We start from the raw sequence: 17,674 nt of genomic DNA on the forward strand, positions 1-17,674 counted from the left end.
AACTCACGTAATGATATATAGCCATTCGCCATAAATCCGAACAAAACTGTCTTCAGCATGCTGACCGGGTCATATCTGAGTCTTCCTGTATAATGTTGTGGAATATTTTTCAGATACTTCTCCAGTTCAATTTCTCCCATAAATCTGTCAAAAGTCAGCACTGGATCACAGATGTCCAGATAATCTTGAATTAGCAGTGGCAAAACTGCCTGTTTTGGGTTAGAATAGATTATGTTATTAATTTTCATTGCAAGCTAATTATAACAGAAAGAAGGACCTTAGGGTTTATAATAAACCCTTGGTCCTTCTTTTTTTCGGGACTATGCTTTTTTCACAGCCCCTTTCATCATAACTATTCTTTTTTTTATTTCAGGAAGAACCAGTATCCTGCAAATGCAGCAGCTGCGATGATCAGGAAGATAAGGATTACAACAAGCACAACAGGAAAATGTCTCTCATCATCGTCATCTTCTTCGTCTAACATATTCTGATAGTTCTCACGCATCTCCTGTTCACGTTTTTCACGGACATGCTTTGGTGGGATATTAGAATAGGTCTGTTCTTTTTCTCCCTCTGGAGTGGAAAGATCAGGTGCAGTAATTTTAAGTTCATCCTCTTCATCAGAAATGATACGTGTGCTGGAATTGTCAATTGCATGTACCGGTTTGGCTTCTTCCGGACGTTTCTTTTTCGGACGTGGACGAACTTTTTCCCGGCTTTCTTCCTGACCTTCTGCATATTTGAGAAGTGGACGGTCTGAAGTAGCAGGGCGTTTCTTTGGATGCGGTCTGGATGGCTGTTCTTCGGAAGAACCTTCTGTCTTCGTACGAGGTTTTCTTACCGGTCTTTCGCCTTCGGCAGCCGGGTTCGGACATTTTTTCTTCGGATGAGTCGGTACTTCTGGATTAGCAGAAGAAGCGGTCCGCTTTTCGGTGTTTTCCGGAGATACCGGACGTTTTTTCTTTTTCTTTGGCTGGGCAGGACGTTCGGCAGAAGTTTTTTCTCCTTCGGCAGCCGGGCGCTTTTTGTGTGGCTTTTCTGCAGCCTTACCGGCTTCAACTGTTTTTTCAGCCAATGCTTCTTTTGCAAGCTTTTTTTTCTTTTCACGCTGTTTATCTAAATTCCACTGCTTTTTACAATCGCGGCAGATTGCGAATTCATTGTAGATTGCTTCACCGGCTTCATTTTCGCCTATTTTTTTGTTCTTGATCTCAAGATCCTTTTTACAAATCGGGCACTGCATGATTTATCTCTCCTCTTTGGTTTTTTAATATGTATCTACTCCCTTATTAAATGATGTAAATGTTAAAAATTATGTTTAACATTCACGTCCTTAAATACATAGAATCATACATATATAATGTTATCACGTCCCCCAAAGATGTCAAGAAAGTTCTTTGAATATTCACAAAAAAGTGCTAGAATAAAATGGATTTACTATAGATTAGGAGGACGCGAAGATATGACAGATACAAAGACAATCAAAGTAGGATTACTTGGACTTGGAACAGTCGGAACAGGTGTTTATAAATTGATTGGACGCCGCAGTGAAGAGATGCAGCAGAAGACCGGCGCCGCTCTTGAAATAAAGAAAATCCTGGTACACAACATGAAAAAAGTAAGACAGGGTGTAGATCAGAATCTGCTGACAGATCAGTGGAAAGAGATTATAGAAGATGATGAAATCCAAATCGTGATCGAGGTGATGGGCGGAATTGAGCCAGCGAAAACGATGATCACAGAAGCACTGAAAGCAGGGAAAAATGTAGTAAGTGCAAATAAGGATCTGATCGCAGAATATGGAAAGGAACTCTATGACGCTGCGAAAGAAGGTAGCGCTGATTTCCTGTTTGAAGCAGCGGTAGCAGGAGGAATCCCGATCATCCGTCCGCTTAAGCAGTGCCTGGAAGGCAACCAGATCGATGAGATCATGGGAATTGTCAACGGTACGACTAACTATATCCTGACAAAGATGTTTGAAAATGGAATGGATTTCACAGAAGCACTCGCAAAGGCGACAGAGCTTGGCTATGCAGAAGCGGATCCGACGGCGGATGTGGAAGGCCTGGACGCAGGACGTAAGGTGGCAATCATGGCTACGTCAGCATTCCATTCACAGGTGAAATTTTCGGATGTCTATACGGAGGGAATCACAAAGATCACAGCAGCAGATGTAAATTACGCAAAAGAGATGGGAAATGTGATCAAACTGATCGGTATTGCGAGAAATACATCTAATGGAATTGAAGCAGGTGTTTATCCGATGATGATCGATAAGAAACATCCGCTCGCTACCGTAAGAGATTCCTTTAATGCTGTTTTTGTACACGGAGATGCAGTTGGGGATACCATGTTCTATGGAAGAGGAGCAGGAGAACTGCCGACCGCAAGTGCAGTTGTCGGAGATGTGATGGATGTTACAAGAAATATTGTATGGAACTGTACCGGAAGAATCGGATGGAGCGCATACAAAGAGCTTCCGATCAAGGAATTTGCGGATGTCAAGAATCGTTTCTTTATCCGTATGCAGGTGAGTAATGAACCGGGAGTACTGGCAGCAATCGCGAAAGTATTCGGAGATCATAAGGTAAGTATCGAACGTGTGATCCAGGAACAGGCAAAAGCGGCAAAGGCAGAACTTGTCATCGGAACATCCGCAGTCAAGGAATACCATCTTCAGGATGCACTGGAGGAATTAAAAGAAATGCCGATCGTAAGTGAGATCAGCAGCATTATCAGAGAATATTAGAAGGCACAGCATTGGAAAAAGGAGTAATCAGGCATGAGTTATGCAGACAAAGTTTTTATAGAGATGTGCAGGGACATCATTGATAATGGAACCAGCACAGAAGGAGAAAAGGTACGTCCGAGATGGGAAGACGGGACTCCGGCGTATACTGTAAAAAAATTTGGTGTGGTGAACCGGTATGATCTGCGAAAAGAATTCCCGGCACTGACACTCAGAAGAACCGGGATCAAAAGCTGTACGGACGAGCTTTTGTGGATCTGGCAGAAAAAATCCAATAATATCCACGATCTGAACAGTCACATCTGGGACAGCTGGGCAGATGAAGATGGATCGATCGGGAAGGCATACGGCTATCAGATGGGCGTAAAGCATGTCTACAAAGAAGGAATGATGGATCAGGTAGACCGTGTACTCTATGATCTGAAGAATAATCCTTACAGCCGCCGGATCATGACGAATATCTATGTACATCAAGATCTTCATGAGATGAATCTGTATCCGTGTGCATACAGCATGACGTTCAATGTGACAAAAGAAAAAGGCAGCGACAAGCTGACACTGAACGGAATCCTGAACCAGCGTTCCCAGGATGTGTTGGCGGCAAATAACTGGAATGTATGCCAGTATGCTGTGCTGCTTCATATGCTCGCGCAGGTATGCGATATGCAGGTGGGCGAATTTGTACATGTGATCGCAGATGCACATATTTACGACAGGCATATTTCGCTGATCGAGGAACTGATTTCAAGAGAGACGCACCCGGCACCGAAATTCTGGCTGAATCCGGAAGTGAAAGATTTCTATCAGTTTACACCGGATGACGTAAGATTAGACGATTATGTGACAGGACCGCAGATCAAAAATATTCCGATCGCGGTTTAGAAAAGGAGACAGATACGATGAACATTATTGTAAATGCAGATAAAAACTGGGCAATAGGAAAGAATAACAGTCTGCTTGTACGAATCCCGGCAGATATGAAATACTTCCGTCAGATGACAGAAGGCAATATTGTCGTGATGGGAAGAAAGACACTGGAAAGCTTTCCGCAGGGGCGTCCGCTTGCCAACCGGGTTAATATCGTGATTTCCCACAATCCGGATTATCAGGTGAAGGATGCGATCGTGGTACACAGTGTGGAAGAGGCAATACAGGAATGTAAAAAGCACAAAGGAGAAGTCTTTGTGATCGGCGGAGAAAGTATTTACCGTGCAATGCTTCCGTATTGTAATATAGCTTATGTTACGCGGACAGATCATGTATATGAGGCAGATACCTGGTTCCCGGATCTGGAAAAGGATCCGGATTGGCAAAAAACAGCTGAGACGGATGAACAGACATATTTCGATCTTGAGTATGTATTTGCAAAATATGAAAGAATAAAATAGATCAATAAAATTTGCGAAATGTATCATTGACAAATCAATAGACCACTCATTATAATAAATGTAATCGATGAGACAATAGAAGAAATGCTATGACAAGGAGGAGTATATAATCTTCGGAAGCAAAGAGAGAAGGCGGACGGTGTAAGCCTTCATGAAGGGATTGTAGAAGTAGCCTTTGAGCAGCGGACCGAACGGGAATTTCTCAAGTAGACTTCGACGTAGGCCCTACGTTACAGGGGAATAGTATCGAACATTTCTATGGTTCTGTACTTGCGTGAGAGCAGAGAAGCAGCTTCTCTGAAGACAGGTGGTAACACGGATTTTATATTCGCCCTGAACGGTCAGCCGTTTAGGGCGTTTGTTATTCTATATGACTATGATAAAAATTTGGCGATCATCTGTATAGAAAATTCATGGAGGTAGATTTATGAAAAAAATATCAGGGAACAAATTACTTGTAAAAGCATTAAAAGAGGAGGGGGTAGATATCCTTTTTGGATATCCGGGAGCCTGTACAATTGATATCAGTGATGAAATTTACAAACAGGATTACACAAAAGTTGTACTTCCGCGTCATGAACAGGCACTTGTCCATGCTGCAGACGCTTACGCCAGATCAACAGGAAAAGTCGGGGTATGTCTGGTAACAAGCGGACCGGGTGCAACCAATCTGGTGACAGGAATTGCAACGGCAAATTATGACAGTGTACCGCTGGTATGTTTTACCGGACAGGTTGCGAGACATCTGATCGGAAATGATGCATTCCAGGAAGTTGATATCGTAGGTATTACAAGAAGTATCACAAAATACGGTGTGACAGTAAGAAAGAGAGAAGATCTTGGAAGAATCATCAAAGAGGCATTCTATATTGCGCGCAGCGGACGTCCGGGTCCGGTTCTTGTGGATCTTCCGAAAGATGTAATGGCAGAGCTTGGAAGCCCGAATTATCCGGAGACAGTCAGTATCCGCGGATATAAGCCGAGTACCGGTGTTCACATCGGACAGCTTAAGAGAGCAGTCAAGATGCTTGGAAAAGCAAAGAAACCGTTGTTCCTTGCCGGTGGTGGGGTAAATATTGCAGGAGCGAATAAGGCGTTTACCGAACTTGTAGAACGTACCCAGATCCCGGTTGTGACAACGATCATGGGACGTGGTGCGATTCCGACAACGCATCCGCTTTTTATCGGTAATCTGGGGATGCACGGTGCATATGCATCCAATATGGCAGTGGAAGAATGTGATCTGCTGTTCTCGATCGGGACCAGATTTAACGATCGTATCACCGGAAAACTGCATGCATTTGCACCGAAGGCTACGATCGTACATATCGACATTGATACTTCCTCCATCTCACGTAACATTCAGGTAGATATTCCGATCGTTGCGGATGCAAAAGAAGCAATTGAAAAATTATTGGAATATGTAGAACCAATGGAGAAAAAAGAAAGCTGGATGGAACAGATCGAAGGCTGGAAAGAGGAGCATCCGCTTAGGATGAAACCAAAGGGAGACCAGATGCAGGCTCAGGATATTCTGGAGACGATCAATGAAGTGTTTAAAGAGGATGACAAGATTGTTGTGACAGATGTAGGACAGCATCAGATGTTCACATCCCAGTATCTGGAAGTGAATGAAAAGACCAGACTTTATATGTCCGGCGGACTTGGAACCATGGGATATGGATTCCCGGGAGCAGTCGGAGCGCAGATTGGCAATCCGGACAGTACGGTAATTGCAATTTCCGGTGATGGCGGTATGCAGATGAATATTCAGGAATTTGCAACAGCAGTGCTGGAAGAACTTCCTTTGATCCTCTGTGTATTTAATAATACCTATCTTGGAATGGTTCGCCAGTGGCAGAAACTTTTCTATGGAAAACGCTATTCTATGACAGATCTTCGTGCAGGCGCAGCGACGAGACGTGGAGAAGAGCATCCACCGAAATATACGCCGGACTTTGTAAAACTTGCAGAAAGCTATGGGGCAAAGGGAATCCGTGTAACCGAAAAATCCGAGATGAAAGCAGCATTTGAACAGGCAAAAGCAAACCGTGCACTGAAGGTGCCGACTCTGATCGAATTCATGCTGGATCCGGAAGTACAGGTTTATCCGATGGTACGTCCGGGCGGAACCCTGGAAGATCTTTTGATGGATTAATGGAGAGGAGAGGTGAAGATGGATAATACAATGAAAAAAAGATGGATTTCCTTATATGTGGAAAATCAGGTTGGTGTACTTTCAAAGATTTCCGGACTCTTTTCCGGTAAATCCTATAATCTGGAGAGTCTGACGGTAGGTAGAACAGAAGATCCGACTATCTCCAGAATGACGATTGAGACGAACAGTGATGAAGAGACTTATGAGCAGATCAAAAAACAGCTGAACCGTATGGTTGAAGTCATCAGAGTCATTGATTTTACAGAAGTATCTGTTGTTATGCAGGAGCTGATGTTTATCAAGGTAAAAAACTGTACACCGGAAGATAAGACAGAGCTTTTCCAAATCGCGCAGACCTATCAGGCAAAGGTACGTGATTATGGAAAAGACAGTGTGCTTCTTGAATTTGTACACACGGCACATAAAAATACAGCGATCATCCAGTTTTTACGTTCTGAATTCAATTCAATTGAAGTTGTAAGAGGCGGAAGTGTGGGGATTGAAGCGATCACAATGCCAAAAAGATAAAAAAATCAAAAAAAACAGAGCGCACTCTTGAATTTGAAAAACAGAAGTAATATAATAGCGATATGTAATCCGTAGGATTTAAAATACGGGAAGCAAAAATTATAATTTAGATATATGTTACTGTAAGAAGCAACAAGGGAATGGAGGAATTACAATGGAAAAGAAACAGATTGACTGGTCAAGCATAGGATTTGGTTATATCCCGACCGAAAAGAGATATGTTTCAAATTACAAAGATGGAAAGTGGGATGATGGATGCCTGACAGAAGATGCCAACATTGTATTGAATGAGTGTGCAGGTGTTCTGCAGTATTCCCAGTCAGTATTTGAAGGTATGAAGGCATACACAACAGAAGACGGACGCATCGTTGTATTCCGTCCGGATATGAACGCAAAGAGATTTGCTGATTCCGCAAGAAGACTTGAGATGCCGGTATTTCCGGAAGACCGTTTTGTAGATGCGATCGTACAGGTAGTAAAAGCCAATGCGGCTTATGTACCACCTTACGGATCAGGAGCGTCCCTTTATATCCGTCCATATATGTTCGGAAGCAATCCGGTTATTGGAGTTAAACCTGCTGACGAATATCAGTTCCGTGCATTTGTAACACCAGTAGGACCATATTTCAAGGGCGGCGCAAAGCCGATCACAATTAAAGTCTCAGACTTTGACCGTGCAGCACCGCATGGAACAGGACATATCAAAGCTGGTCTTAACTATGCAATGAGCTTACATGCAATTGTAACAGCACATGAAGAAGGCTATGCAGAGAATATGTATCTGGATGCAGCAACAAGAACAAAAGTAGAAGAGACAGGTGGAGCAAATTTCATCTTCGTCACAAAAGATGGTAAAGTAGTTACTCCGAAGTCAAACAGTATCCTTCCATCTATTACAAGACGTTCTATTCTTTATGTGGCAGAACATTATCTTGGACTTGAGACAGAAGAAAGAGAAGTATATCTTGATGAAGTAAAAGACTTTGCAGAATGCGGACTTTGTGGAACAGCAGCAGTTATTTCACCGGTTGGAAAGATTGTAGATCATGGTAAAGAAATCTGCTTCCCAAGCGGAATGGATGAGATGGGACCTGTTATCAAGAAATTATATGAAACACTTACCGGAATTCAGATGGGACACATCGAAGCACCGGAAGGATGGATCCAGGTGGTTGAATAATGGATAAATTCGTTACAAAGCGAAATGATCTGCTCGCTGAGCAGGTGATAAAGAATTTGAAGTCCCGTCAGATGGAGGGACATTATGTACAGACCAAAGAAGAGGCACTTGCCCTTGCACTGGAGCTGATTCCGGAAGGAAGCAGCATCAGTTGGGGAGGGTCTATGAGCATTAAGGCAATTGGTCTTCCTGAAGCACTTCATAAAGGAAATTATAAAGTGCTGGACAGAGCTCTGTGTGCGACACCGGAGGAAAACGCAGAGATGATGCATCAGGCACTTAACTGCGATTATTTTCTGGCAAGCTGTAATGCAATCTCGGAAGATGGGATACTGGTTAATATAGATGGAAATGCAAACCGTGTGGCAGCTATTTCTTACGGACCGGAAAATGTTCTGATGATCGTTGGCATGAACAAAATTGTAAGAAGTGCAGAGGATGCATATGCCCGTGCAAAGTATGTGGCAGCTCCGATTAACGGACAGCGTTATGAAGGGCTTCCGTGTACGAAGACAGGTGTCTGTTCCAACTGTAAATCTCCGAAAAGTATCTGCTGTCAGACACTGATTACAAGATTCAGCCATGTTCCAAACAGAATAAAAGTGATTCTGGTGAATGAAGAACTGGGATTCTAAAAAATACGAAGAGAATCAGGGAATTTCCCCTGGTTCTTTTTTATTTCATAGGAAATTCCGAAGGAACTTCCTATGAAATAAAAGGCACTACGTGCCGGAGATGCGCACTCGCACGAAGATGAAGAAAGTCGCAAGCGACTGCGCTCGGCGCGAGAATGTGCCAAGGCACATTCTTTTTTGTGTCTGAAAAAGAAAATGCGTTACTGGTCACAGGTACTGTGAACAGTAAAGAAAATTCCAAAAGGGAAAAGTTCTCATCAGAATATGACTTTCCTAGAGGAAAATCCTGTGTTATACTATAAAATAATCTGGATGTCAGGATGCGCAGCGGAGTGGTCCGTGGACATCGGTCAGTGCGGCTTATGGGCATTGATGGCGAATCGAAAGAGAGGAACAACAGAGTATGGAAGCGTATACAAGCTTTGCATGTGTATATGATACCTTCATGGATAATATTCCCTACGAAGAATGGTGTGAATATCTCACCGGTCTTATGAGAGAATATGGTGTCAGAGATGGACTGGTACTGGATCTGGGGTGCGGTACCGGGAATATGACAGAATTGCTTGCAAAGGCAGGATATGATATGATTGGTGCGGACAATGCGGAAGAGATGCTGGAGATCGCAATGGAGAAACGAGACAAATCCGGTTATGATATTCTGTATCTTCTGCAGGATATGAGAGAGTTCGAACTGTATGGTACGGTAAGAGCTGTCATCAGTGTCTGCGATTCAGTCAATTATATTACAGAGCCGGAAGAACTTCAGGAAGTATTCCGCCTGGTCAACAATTATCTGGATCCGAAAGGTGTTTTTATTTTTGATTTTAATACACGTTACAAGTATGAAGAGATTCTTGGGGATCGCACAATTGCGGAGAACCGGGAGGAATGCAGTTTTATCTGGGACAACTATTATTACGAAGATGAGAAGATCAATGAATATGATCTGAGTCTTTTTATTGAGACAGATAAGGACAGTGGGCTTTATCGCAAATATGAGGAGACGCATTATCAGAGAGCGTATACGCTGGAGGAGATGAAGGAACTGATCCGGAAGTCGGGGCTGGAATTTGTGACAGCATACGATGCATTTTCAAAGAATGCGCCGATGGACACAAGCGAGCGCATTTATGTGATCGCAAGAGAACAGGGAAAATAGAACAGGAGAGAATTGTTATATGAAAGATTATATTGTAAGAGCAACTGCGGGAGACGGACAGATCCGTGCATTTGCCGCAACAACCGGAAATCTGGTGGAAGAGGCAAGAAAGAGACATGACACAAGTCCGGTAGCAACAGCGGCACTTGGAAGACTTCTGACAGCAGGAGCAATGATGGGAGGCATGATGAAGAATGAGACAGATGTGCTGACGCTTCAGATCAAAGGTGATGGACCACTTGGCGGAATTACGGTGACTGCAGATGCAAAAGGTGACGTGAAAGGATACGTCGATCATCCGGAAGCAATGATGCCGCCTAAGAATGGCAAGCTGGATGTTGGAGGAGCTGTTGGAATCGGTCTTTTAAATGTTATTAAAGATATGGGACTGAAAGAACCATATGTTGGACAGACTATTCTGCAGACAAGTGAGATCGCAGAAGATCTGACGTATTATTTTGCAACCAGCGAACAGGTTCCGTCATCTGTGGGCCTTGGAGTATTGATGAACAAGGACAACACTGTACACTGTGCAGGTGGATTTATTGTGCAGGTAATGCCGTTTATATCGGATGAAGTGCTGGATAAACTGGAAGAGAATATCAAGAAGATCTCTTCTGTTACCAGTATGCTGGATAACGGACATACACCGGAGCAGATGCTGGAGCAGGTACTGGATGGCCTGAATGTGGAATTTACAGATACAATGGACACACAGTTTAAATGTAATTGTTCGCATGAGAGAATCGAGAAAGCCATCATCAGCATCGGAAAGAAAGATATCCAGGAAATGATCGATGACGGAAAAGAAGTAGAAGTAAAATGCCATTTTTGCAATACGGCGTATACATTTAGTGTAGAAGAACTGAAACAGATTTTAAAACAGGCAAAAAGATAAAGAGGTAAACACATGAAACAGGGATTTATCAAAGTTGCAGCAGTCACAGTTGATATTCGTGTGGCGGATGTCTGGCACAACTGTAAGGAAATCTGCAAACGTATGAAAGAAGCTGAGAAGGCTGGCGCAAAGATCATTGTTTTTCCGGAGCTTTGCCTGACCGGGTATACTTGCAGCGATCTTTTTACACAGGATATACTGTTAAAAGAGGTGCGCAGAGCACTTGCAAAAGTTGCAGAAGAGACCAGGCATACAGAAGCACTTGTATTTGTTGGACTTCCACTTGCAATTGATGGAGAGCTTTATAATGTTGCGGCCGCATTAAATGACGGAAAGATCCTTGGCTTTACAACCAAGACATTTCTTCCGAATTATGGGGAATTTTATGAGATGCGTCAATTCCGTCAGGGACCGAAAAAAGCAAGAGTGATTTCTTATGAAGGGGAAGAAATCCTGTTTGGGCCGCAGATCCTGTATCAGGCGGCAGAGATGGATGATCTGGTCGTATCGGCAGAGATCTGTGAGGATGTCTGGTCACCAATCCCGCCGAGCATTGAGGCGGCAAGAGAAGGCGCGATCATCCTGGTTAACTGTTCAGCAAGTGATGAGACGATCGGAAAGGATAGTTACCGGGAGGAACTGATCAAGGGACAGTCTGCAAGACTGATTGCAGGTTATGTCTATGCAAATGCCGGGGACGGAGAGTCTACAACGGATGTGGTATTTGGCGGACACAATATTATTGCAGAGAATGGGACGATCCTGAAAGAAGCAAAGCGGTTTGCCAACGAGATGATCGTCAGTGAGATTGATATTTTCCGTCTTTTAAGTGAACGGAGAAAAAATACAACTTTCCAGACAACGGAAGAACGTTATCTTCCAAAAGTACTGTTCCACATAAGTGTGGAAGAGACAGCACTTACCAGAAGCTTTGCACAGACCCCTTTTGTTCCACAGAATATGGCAGAGAGGGAAAGGCGCTGTGAGGAGATTCTGATGATCCAGGCAATGGGACTGAAGAAGCGTTTGGTGCATACTCACTCGAGAACAGCAGTCGTTGGAATTTCCGGCGGTTTGGATTCAACGCTGGCACTGCTTGTGACGTCGAAAGCGTTTGACATGGCAGGAAAAGACCGCAAGGATATCATTGCAGTGACGATGCCTTGCTTTGGTACGACAGACAGAACTTATCAGAATGCCTGCCTGATGTCGAAGAAGCTGGGAGCCACTTTGAAAGAGGTGCCGATCGCGGATGCGGTCCATGTGCATTTCCGTGATATCGGACATGATGAAGAGGTACATGATGTGACCTATGAGAATTCACAGGCAAGAGAGCGTACCCAGGTGCTGATGGATATTGCTAACCAGGAATGGGGCATGGTCATCGGAACCGGAGATATGTCGGAGCTGGCTCTTGGGTGGGCGACTTATAATGGAGATCATATGTCTATGTACGGAGTCAATGCATCTGTTCCGAAGACACTGGTACGCCATCTGGTTCAGTATTATGCGGATACCTGTGAGGATCAGGAGCTGAAAGAGGTACTTCTGGATGTTCTTGACACACCGGTAAGTCCGGAGCTTCTTCCACCGAAGGATGGCGAGATCGCCCAGAAGACGGAAGACCTTGTAGGTCCGTATGAACTGCATGATTTTTATCTGTATTATGTTCTGAGATTTGGCTTTGAACCGTCAAAGATCTATCGGCTCGCAAAGCTTGCATTTGAAGGAACTTATGACAGCGAGACGATCATGAAATGGCTGAAGACCTTTTACCGAAGATTTTTTGCGCAGCAGTTTAAGCGCTCCTGCCTGCCGGACGGACCGAAGATCGGTACGGTGGCACTTTCACCGAGAGGAGACTGGAGAATGCCGAGCGATGCGTGTGCGGCAGTCTGGATGCAGGATCTGGAAGCACTGGAGAAATAGAAAAGAATGTACAGGGGGTACATTCTCGCATAAAGTGTCAGTGACACTTATCAGGCAATGATAAAGGGAAGTCTGCGAAAGTGCAGGCTTCCCTTTTTTTAATTATAATTTTTAAAGCTTGATATTTTTAAACAGATCCCCAAGGCTGGTTCCGATTGCTTCTACTTTCGGAATTTCTACGTGTTCCAGCTCTTCCTCCTGTTCTTTTTCAGCATCTTCGGCAAGAGCCTTGATACTGAGGCTGATCTTACCGTCTTTGATACCGATGACTTTGACATCTACTTCGTCCCCAACGTGAAGTACCTGGTCTGCTGATTTGATTCTCTGGGTACTGATCTGGGAAATGTGAACCAGACCGGAAAGACCGTTCTCGAGACGTACAAAAGCACCGTAGGACTGAAGCGATTCAACGGTACCTTTTACAACACTTCCAACCTGTACAGATGCAAGTTTTTTTGCATCTTCTGCTTTTTTCTGTTCTCTTAAAATCTCACGTGCAGATAAGATCAGGCGTCCTTCTGCCTGGTTTGCTTCGATCACGCGGACATCAATTTCTTTTAGAAGATAAGTCTCCAGATCTTCGATATAAGAAAGAGAAAGGCGGGATGCCGGGATGAATCCTCGAAGTCCTTCGACCATGGCGATGACACCACCATTTACGATTCCTTCTACTTTTACGTGAAGATTGGTTCCTTCTTCCTGATAACGTGCGACCACATTCCATGGATTGGCATCATCGAAATGTGCTTCGTAGTCTGCCATGCTTTCTGTCTGTTCCTGTAATTTTTCGTTTTCCATCTTAACACCTCTGTTAGTTTATTTTTCTGAACGTATGCTCAATATGTTTATTAGTATAACACATTTTTGTATAGATAAAAAGTATGGATTCCAGATGGTTAGACGGTTAAATTGTGCTTAATGAGAAAAAATCGTTATTATGTACGAAAATTGTGGTAAAAATTTGTGTATATTTTGAATGGTAAAATTTGTGAAAAAAGTTGACAAAAGAAAAAATAAATTGTATATTATCAACATAAGGGCATATTAAGGACAGTGTCCTAAACTAAAAGGCAAAGGAGAATTTAAAATGAAGGGAAACGTGAATTATCTGGAACTGGCAAACAGCCCTCTGATGTGGGTGAGTGCCGCAATAGCAGTAGGAATCGTAGTTTTTCAGTCCGTACTGTTTTTCAGGAAGTCGCTCAAAGCAGCAAAAGAGATTGGAATTGAACAGGAAAAGATCAATATGGCAATTAAGAGTAGTGCCATTTCCTCAATTGGACCATCTATTGTAATCCTGGTAACAATGATCTCTCTGATCGTATCAATGGGAGCACCTGTTTCATGGATGAGACTTTCTTTCATCGGATCCGTTAACTATGAAGCAATGGCAGCCGGATTTGGCGCACAGGCAATGGGCGCTACACTGGAGAACCTGACACCGGTTGCATTCGCCTGCGGTGTATGGACCATGATCTGTGGTTCACTTGGATGGCTGATTTTCACACTCCTTTTCACAGATAAGATGGATAAAGTAAACCATCTGATGTCAAAAGGAAATTCCAAAATGGTTCCGATCATTTCAGCAGGAGCGATGCTTGGTGCATTTGCAAACCTTGCATCAGGAAACTTCTTCAACGAAAAGAATCAGTTTGCATTTGGCGGAGCACCGGCAATCGCAACAATCGTAGGATGCATTCTTATGATGATCCTGACAAAGTTAGCGAAAGAAAAGAATATTGGATGGCTCAGAGAATGGGCCTTTGCAATTTCCATGTTCTCAGGCATGCTCATTGGTTACATCTGGAACACTGTATTTTAATAGGAATGAGAGGATAAAGATATGAATAAAGAATACTACAACAAAGTCTATATACCTGATATTGTCAAATGGGGAAAAATCACCATGTTATTAGGTATCATTACATGTTTTGGACCGGCACTTGTTATCTCAGTTGTATACGGATGTATGCCACCGGTATCCGCAATCATTGCAGGTACAATCGCACAGATCAGTGTAAGTGGAGCATTTTATATTGTAGAACCGATTTCCTATTTCCCGATTCTTGGAATCCCGGGAACTTATCTGACATTCCTTTCAGGAAATACATCCAACATGCGTGTTCCGTGTTCTTCTGTTGCACAGGAAGCAGCAGGCGTTGAAATGGGGAGTGACAAAGGTTCTGTTGTATCAACCATCGGTATTGCTGTATCGATCATTGTAAATATTGTGATTCTGACAATCGGAGCAATTGCAGGAAACGCAATTATCGGTATGATGCCAGAAGGATTCAAGCAGGCCCTCAACTTCCTTCTTCCGGCACTTTACGGAGCTGTATTCGGACAGTTCGCAATCACAAGACCGAAGCTTGGTGTTGTAGCGGTTGTTATCGCATTTGCAATGAACTGGCTGATGAAAAACGGATTCTTATCCTTCTTCCCTGGAACACCGTCATACGTTGTTATCCTGGTAGCCGTATTTGGATCTATTTTCGCAGGAAAGATTATCTACAAGAAAGAGCTTGAGGACTAAGTCCGGAAAGGAAAAACGATGTTATCGAGAGAAAGATTACAGGAAAGATTTATTGAGATGATCAAGATCTACAGCCCGTCAAAAGGGGAAAAAGAGATGGCGGACTGGATAGAAAACTGGCTGAGAGAGCGGAACATTCCGTTCCAGTCAGATCATGCCGGGGAAGCTTATGGTGGAAACGGCAGAAATATCGTTGCATTTGTAAAAGGAAATACGAAGGAACGTCCACTTGGATTTGCAGCACATATGGATCAGATTGAGCCTTGCAGAAATGTAAATCCGGTGATCAATGGAAACATCATCAGTACCGATAAGACAACAACACTTGGCGGAGATGACAAAGCTGGAATTTCAGCAATCATGGAAGCGGTAGAAGATATCATTGAAAGCGGTGTACCGCACAGAGATATTTATCTTGTATTTACCTGCTCCGAAGAGATCAGTATGATGGGAACAAAGCACATGGATATGTCTATGCTGCCATGCAAGGAATTGGTTGTTGTAGATGCAACCGGTGGAGCAGAGACTCTCGCATACAAAGCACCGGCAATGGAAGCGATTGAGATTACTTTCAAAGGAAAGAAAGCGCATGCCGGAATTGAACCGGAAAAAGGAATCAATGCAATTGTTGTGGCATCAAAGGCAATCAGTAAGATGCACATCGGACGTATTGATTATGAGACAACCTCTAATATCGGACATATTGAAGGTGGATCTGCAACCAACATCGTAACAGATGAGGTTACATTTACCGCAGAGATCCGTTCACACAGTATGGAAAAGCTGGCTGCAGAGGTTGCACATATGGAACAGTGCTGCAAGGAAGCTGTAGAGGAAATGGGAGCCTGTTATGAGATGAAGCATGAGATGGCTTACCCGGTTCTGTCGCTGGAAGAAGACTGTGAATTGATCCAGGATACTGTAAATGCAATGGCAGAAGAAAGAATTACAGCAAATAAAATGATCATCGGTGGCGGAAGTGATGCAAATGTGCTTGCGGGACACGGATATAAGAGCGTCATTTTGGGATGTGGAATGATCAATGTACACACAGTAGAAGAAGCGCTTGATACAGATGAGACCTGGAAAGTGACAAAAGTACTGAGAAGACTGATGGGTGCAGAATAGGAGATGGACGACATAGATGGAAAAAGAAGAACTGAAGCAGAGATGTCTGGACGCGATTGACGCGAACAGAGATTTGATCATTCAGCTTGGTGATGATGTATATAAAACGCCTGAACTTGGCTACAAAGAATTTAAGACTACAGAAAGAATGATAAAGGCATTTCAGGAGATTGGAGAAGAGCCGGAGACGGAAATTGCATATACTGGCTGTAAGGTTTCAACTCCGAAAAAAGGGAATATAAGAATTGCCGTGATCGGAGAGCTGGACTGTATCCAGTGCAAAGAACATCCGGATAGTACGCCAGAAGGAAATGTTCATGCCTGCGGTCATCATGCACAGCTTGCAGATCTGTATGGATGTGCGATTGGTCTTTTAAGATCCGGAGTGATGAAGGAACTGGGTGGAGCGGTTGATTTTATTGCGATCCCTGCGGAAGAATGCGTAGATTATGATTATCGCGACAGTCTGATCCGTGAAAATAAGATCAGTTTTTACGGCGGCAAGCAGGAATATTTAAAACGTGGTGGCTTTGATGATGTGGATATGGCATTGCAGTGTCACATGATGGAAATTGGAAATGGCAGGCATTGCACGATTGATACCGACTGCAACGGATTTGTGACAAAGACGGTAACATTTATCGGAGAAGCTGCGCATGCAGGTTTCGCACCACATGAAGGAATCAATGCGTTAAATATGGCAGAATTGGCACTGAACAACATTCATGCACTCCGTGAGACTTTTCAGGAGAAAGAAAAGGTTCGTGTAAGTGCGATCATTACAGAAGGCGGAGATCTGGTAAATGTAGTTCCTGCTGTTGTGAAGATGCAGATCATGGTACGTGCTTTCACAATTGATGGAATGCTGGATGCCAGTAAAAAAGTGAACCGTGCGTTAAAAGCCGGAGCACTTGCAATCGGAGGAAAAGTCGAGATTGACGATAAGATCGGATATCTTCCGATGAATACCAACCGCGAGCTTTCAGCATTATATAAAGAAAATATGATCGAATATACAGGGGCGGAAAAAGATTCATTTGTAGAGCTTTATGAGACAGCAGGTTCTACAGATCTGGGGGATCTTTCTCAGATCATGCCGTGTATGCACATCTGGACAGAGGGAATAACCGGAGGACTTCACTCCAAGGATTACCGTCTTGCGGACCCGGAACTTGCTTATATCGTTCCGGCAAAGATGATGGCGCTTACGATCATTGATCTTCTTTATGATAACGCAAAAAAGGCAAAACAGATTCTTGACAATTTCAAACCGACGCTGACAAAAGAAAGTTATCTGGAATTAAAAAAAGAGCATTCTAAGCTTGTGGTTTTTGATGGCTCTGAGTTATAATAAAAAGGAATCCCGTTTAAGGGGTTCCTTTTTTA

The 17,674-nt window shown here is 43.4% G+C and carries 16 protein-coding genes, 1 pseudogene and 1 other annotated feature; of the genes and pseudogenes, 14 read left to right on the plus strand and 3 right to left on the minus strand.

Annotation, left to right across the window (positions count from 1 at the left end; translation table 11 throughout):
* Together AB5213_RS01685 and AB5213_RS01690 are read right to left on the minus strand one after the other, a co-directional pair.
* Nucleotides 1-203 (minus strand): annotated as a pseudogene (locus AB5213_RS01685) (IS1182 family transposase); the annotation flags it as partial.
* 161 nt (nucleotides 204-364) lie between these two features.
* Nucleotides 365-1,243, minus strand: a complete 879-nt coding sequence (locus AB5213_RS01690; RefSeq protein ID WP_368276258.1) for a hypothetical protein — start codon at nucleotides 1,241-1,243, stop codon at nucleotides 365-367.
* A gap of 219 nt (nucleotides 1,244-1,462) precedes the next feature.
* Here AB5213_RS01690 and AB5213_RS01695 point away from each other — a divergent pair, with 219 nt between their 5' ends.
* The 10 genes from AB5213_RS01695 (at nucleotide 1,463) to AB5213_RS01740 (ending at nucleotide 12,627) form a co-directional block, all read left to right on the plus strand.
* Nucleotides 1,463-2,749, plus strand: a complete 1,287-nt coding sequence (locus AB5213_RS01695; protein ID WP_195371082.1) for a homoserine dehydrogenase — start codon at nucleotides 1,463-1,465, stop codon at nucleotides 2,747-2,749.
* Nucleotides 2,750-2,782: 33 nt separating this feature from the next.
* A complete protein-coding gene (thyA, locus tag AB5213_RS01700; RefSeq protein WP_008369620.1) occupies nucleotides 2,783-3,631 on the plus strand; it encodes a thymidylate synthase in 849 nt (282 codons plus the stop codon).
* 17 nt (nucleotides 3,632-3,648) lie between these two features.
* Nucleotides 3,649-4,137, plus strand: coding sequence for a dihydrofolate reductase (locus AB5213_RS01705; protein ID WP_195254756.1), 489 nt, complete (start codon nucleotides 3,649-3,651; stop codon nucleotides 4,135-4,137).
* 80 nt (nucleotides 4,138-4,217) lie between these two features.
* Nucleotides 4,218-4,476: a binding site (T-box leader), on the plus strand.
* Between the two features lie 88 nt (nucleotides 4,477-4,564).
* Nucleotides 4,565-6,295: a biosynthetic-type acetolactate synthase large subunit gene (ilvB, locus tag AB5213_RS01710; RefSeq protein ID WP_368276259.1), complete on the plus strand. Its 1,731-nt coding sequence runs from the start codon at nucleotides 4,565-4,567 to the stop codon at nucleotides 6,293-6,295.
* Nucleotides 6,296-6,313: 18 nt separating this feature from the next.
* Nucleotides 6,314-6,823: an acetolactate synthase small subunit gene (gene ilvN, locus AB5213_RS01715; protein WP_022221140.1), complete on the plus strand. Its 510-nt coding sequence runs from the start codon at nucleotides 6,314-6,316 to the stop codon at nucleotides 6,821-6,823.
* Between the two features lie 154 nt (nucleotides 6,824-6,977).
* Entirely contained in the window at nucleotides 6,978-8,003 is a 1,026-nt protein-coding gene (locus AB5213_RS01720; protein WP_008369610.1) for a branched-chain amino acid aminotransferase, read from the plus strand.
* A complete protein-coding gene (locus tag AB5213_RS01725; RefSeq protein WP_008369608.1) occupies nucleotides 8,003-8,638 on the plus strand; it encodes a lactate utilization protein in 636 nt (211 codons plus the stop codon). Before AB5213_RS01720 ends, AB5213_RS01725 begins: the two co-directional genes overlap by 1 nt.
* A gap of 379 nt (nucleotides 8,639-9,017) precedes the next feature.
* Nucleotides 9,018-9,800 (plus strand): class I SAM-dependent methyltransferase, encoded by a 783-nt coding sequence (locus AB5213_RS01730; protein ID WP_259812409.1) that lies wholly within the window; start codon nucleotides 9,018-9,020, stop codon nucleotides 9,798-9,800.
* A gap of 19 nt (nucleotides 9,801-9,819) precedes the next feature.
* The gene (gene hslO / locus AB5213_RS01735) at nucleotides 9,820-10,698 is read left to right on the plus strand and encodes an Hsp33 family molecular chaperone HslO (protein ID WP_008369602.1); all 879 of its coding nucleotides are present in this window, start codon (nucleotides 9,820-9,822) and stop codon (nucleotides 10,696-10,698) included.
* A gap of 12 nt (nucleotides 10,699-10,710) precedes the next feature.
* Nucleotides 10,711-12,627, plus strand: coding sequence for an NAD(+) synthase (locus tag AB5213_RS01740; protein ID WP_215633930.1), 1,917 nt, complete (start codon nucleotides 10,711-10,713; stop codon nucleotides 12,625-12,627).
* A gap of 111 nt (nucleotides 12,628-12,738) precedes the next feature.
* Here the strand turns inward: AB5213_RS01740 and AB5213_RS01745 are convergent, their stop codons facing one another.
* The gene (locus AB5213_RS01745) at nucleotides 12,739-13,425 is read right to left on the minus strand and encodes a S1 RNA-binding domain-containing protein (RefSeq protein ID WP_022221145.1); all 687 of its coding nucleotides are present in this window, start codon (nucleotides 13,423-13,425) and stop codon (nucleotides 12,739-12,741) included.
* Between the two features lie 289 nt (nucleotides 13,426-13,714).
* Here AB5213_RS01745 and AB5213_RS01750 point away from each other — a divergent pair, with 289 nt between their 5' ends.
* Genes AB5213_RS01750 through AB5213_RS01765 form a run of 4 tightly spaced genes read left to right on the plus strand, consistent with a single transcriptional unit; the run spans nucleotide 13,715 to nucleotide 17,639 of the window.
* Entirely contained in the window at nucleotides 13,715-14,449 is a 735-nt protein-coding gene (locus AB5213_RS01750) for a DUF5058 family protein (RefSeq protein WP_008369597.1), read from the plus strand.
* A 21-nt stretch (nucleotides 14,450-14,470) separates the two neighbouring features.
* Complete coding sequence (locus AB5213_RS01755) at nucleotides 14,471-15,160, plus strand: hypothetical protein (protein WP_008369595.1); 690 nt, start codon at nucleotides 14,471-14,473, stop codon at nucleotides 15,158-15,160.
* A gap of 18 nt (nucleotides 15,161-15,178) precedes the next feature.
* Nucleotides 15,179-16,288, plus strand: coding sequence for a M20/M25/M40 family metallo-hydrolase (locus AB5213_RS01760; protein ID WP_008369593.1), 1,110 nt, complete (start codon nucleotides 15,179-15,181; stop codon nucleotides 16,286-16,288).
* Between the two features lie 16 nt (nucleotides 16,289-16,304).
* The gene (locus tag AB5213_RS01765; protein ID WP_008369591.1) at nucleotides 16,305-17,639 is read left to right on the plus strand and encodes an amidohydrolase; all 1,335 of its coding nucleotides are present in this window, start codon (nucleotides 16,305-16,307) and stop codon (nucleotides 17,637-17,639) included.
* Nucleotides 17,640-17,674: the final 35 nt, after the last annotated feature.

The sequence above is a fragment of the Coprococcus sp. RTP21204st1_G4_RTP21204_210225 genome (genome assembly GCF_040915385.1).
Taxonomy (GTDB): Bacteria; Bacillota; Clostridia; order Lachnospirales; family Lachnospiraceae; genus Allocoprococcus; species Allocoprococcus comes.

Excerpts from the sequence above, each read along its gene's own strand:
- ilvB (WP_368276259.1), top strand. The coding sequence starts at position 4,565 with ATGAAAAAAATATCAGGGAACAAATTACTTGTAAAAGCATTAAAAGAG.
- AB5213_RS01765 (WP_008369591.1), top strand. The coding sequence starts at position 16,305 with ATGGAAAAAGAAGAACTGAAGCAGAGATGTCTGGACGCGATTGACGCG.
- AB5213_RS01695 (WP_195371082.1), top strand. The coding sequence starts at position 1,463 with ATGACAGATACAAAGACAATCAAAGTAGGATTACTTGGACTTGGAACA.
- AB5213_RS01725 (WP_008369608.1), top strand. The coding sequence starts at position 8,003 with ATGGATAAATTCGTTACAAAGCGAAATGATCTGCTCGCTGAGCAGGTG.
- AB5213_RS01745 (WP_022221145.1), bottom strand. The coding sequence starts at position 13,425 with ATGGAAAACGAAAAATTACAGGAACAGACAGAAAGCATGGCAGACTAC.
- ilvN (WP_022221140.1), top strand. The coding sequence starts at position 6,314 with ATGGATAATACAATGAAAAAAAGATGGATTTCCTTATATGTGGAAAAT.
- thyA (WP_008369620.1), top strand. The coding sequence starts at position 2,783 with ATGAGTTATGCAGACAAAGTTTTTATAGAGATGTGCAGGGACATCATT.
- AB5213_RS01720 (WP_008369610.1), top strand. The coding sequence starts at position 6,978 with ATGGAAAAGAAACAGATTGACTGGTCAAGCATAGGATTTGGTTATATC.
- hslO (WP_008369602.1), top strand. The coding sequence starts at position 9,820 with ATGAAAGATTATATTGTAAGAGCAACTGCGGGAGACGGACAGATCCGT.
- AB5213_RS01760 (WP_008369593.1), top strand. The coding sequence starts at position 15,179 with ATGTTATCGAGAGAAAGATTACAGGAAAGATTTATTGAGATGATCAAG.
- AB5213_RS01705 (WP_195254756.1), top strand. The coding sequence starts at position 3,649 with ATGAACATTATTGTAAATGCAGATAAAAACTGGGCAATAGGAAAGAAT.
- AB5213_RS01755 (WP_008369595.1), top strand. The coding sequence starts at position 14,471 with ATGAATAAAGAATACTACAACAAAGTCTATATACCTGATATTGTCAAA.
- AB5213_RS01750 (WP_008369597.1), top strand. The coding sequence starts at position 13,715 with ATGAAGGGAAACGTGAATTATCTGGAACTGGCAAACAGCCCTCTGATG.
- AB5213_RS01740 (WP_215633930.1), top strand. The coding sequence starts at position 10,711 with ATGAAACAGGGATTTATCAAAGTTGCAGCAGTCACAGTTGATATTCGT.
- AB5213_RS01690 (WP_368276258.1), bottom strand. The coding sequence starts at position 1,243 with ATGCAGTGCCCGATTTGTAAAAAGGATCTTGAGATCAAGAACAAAAAA.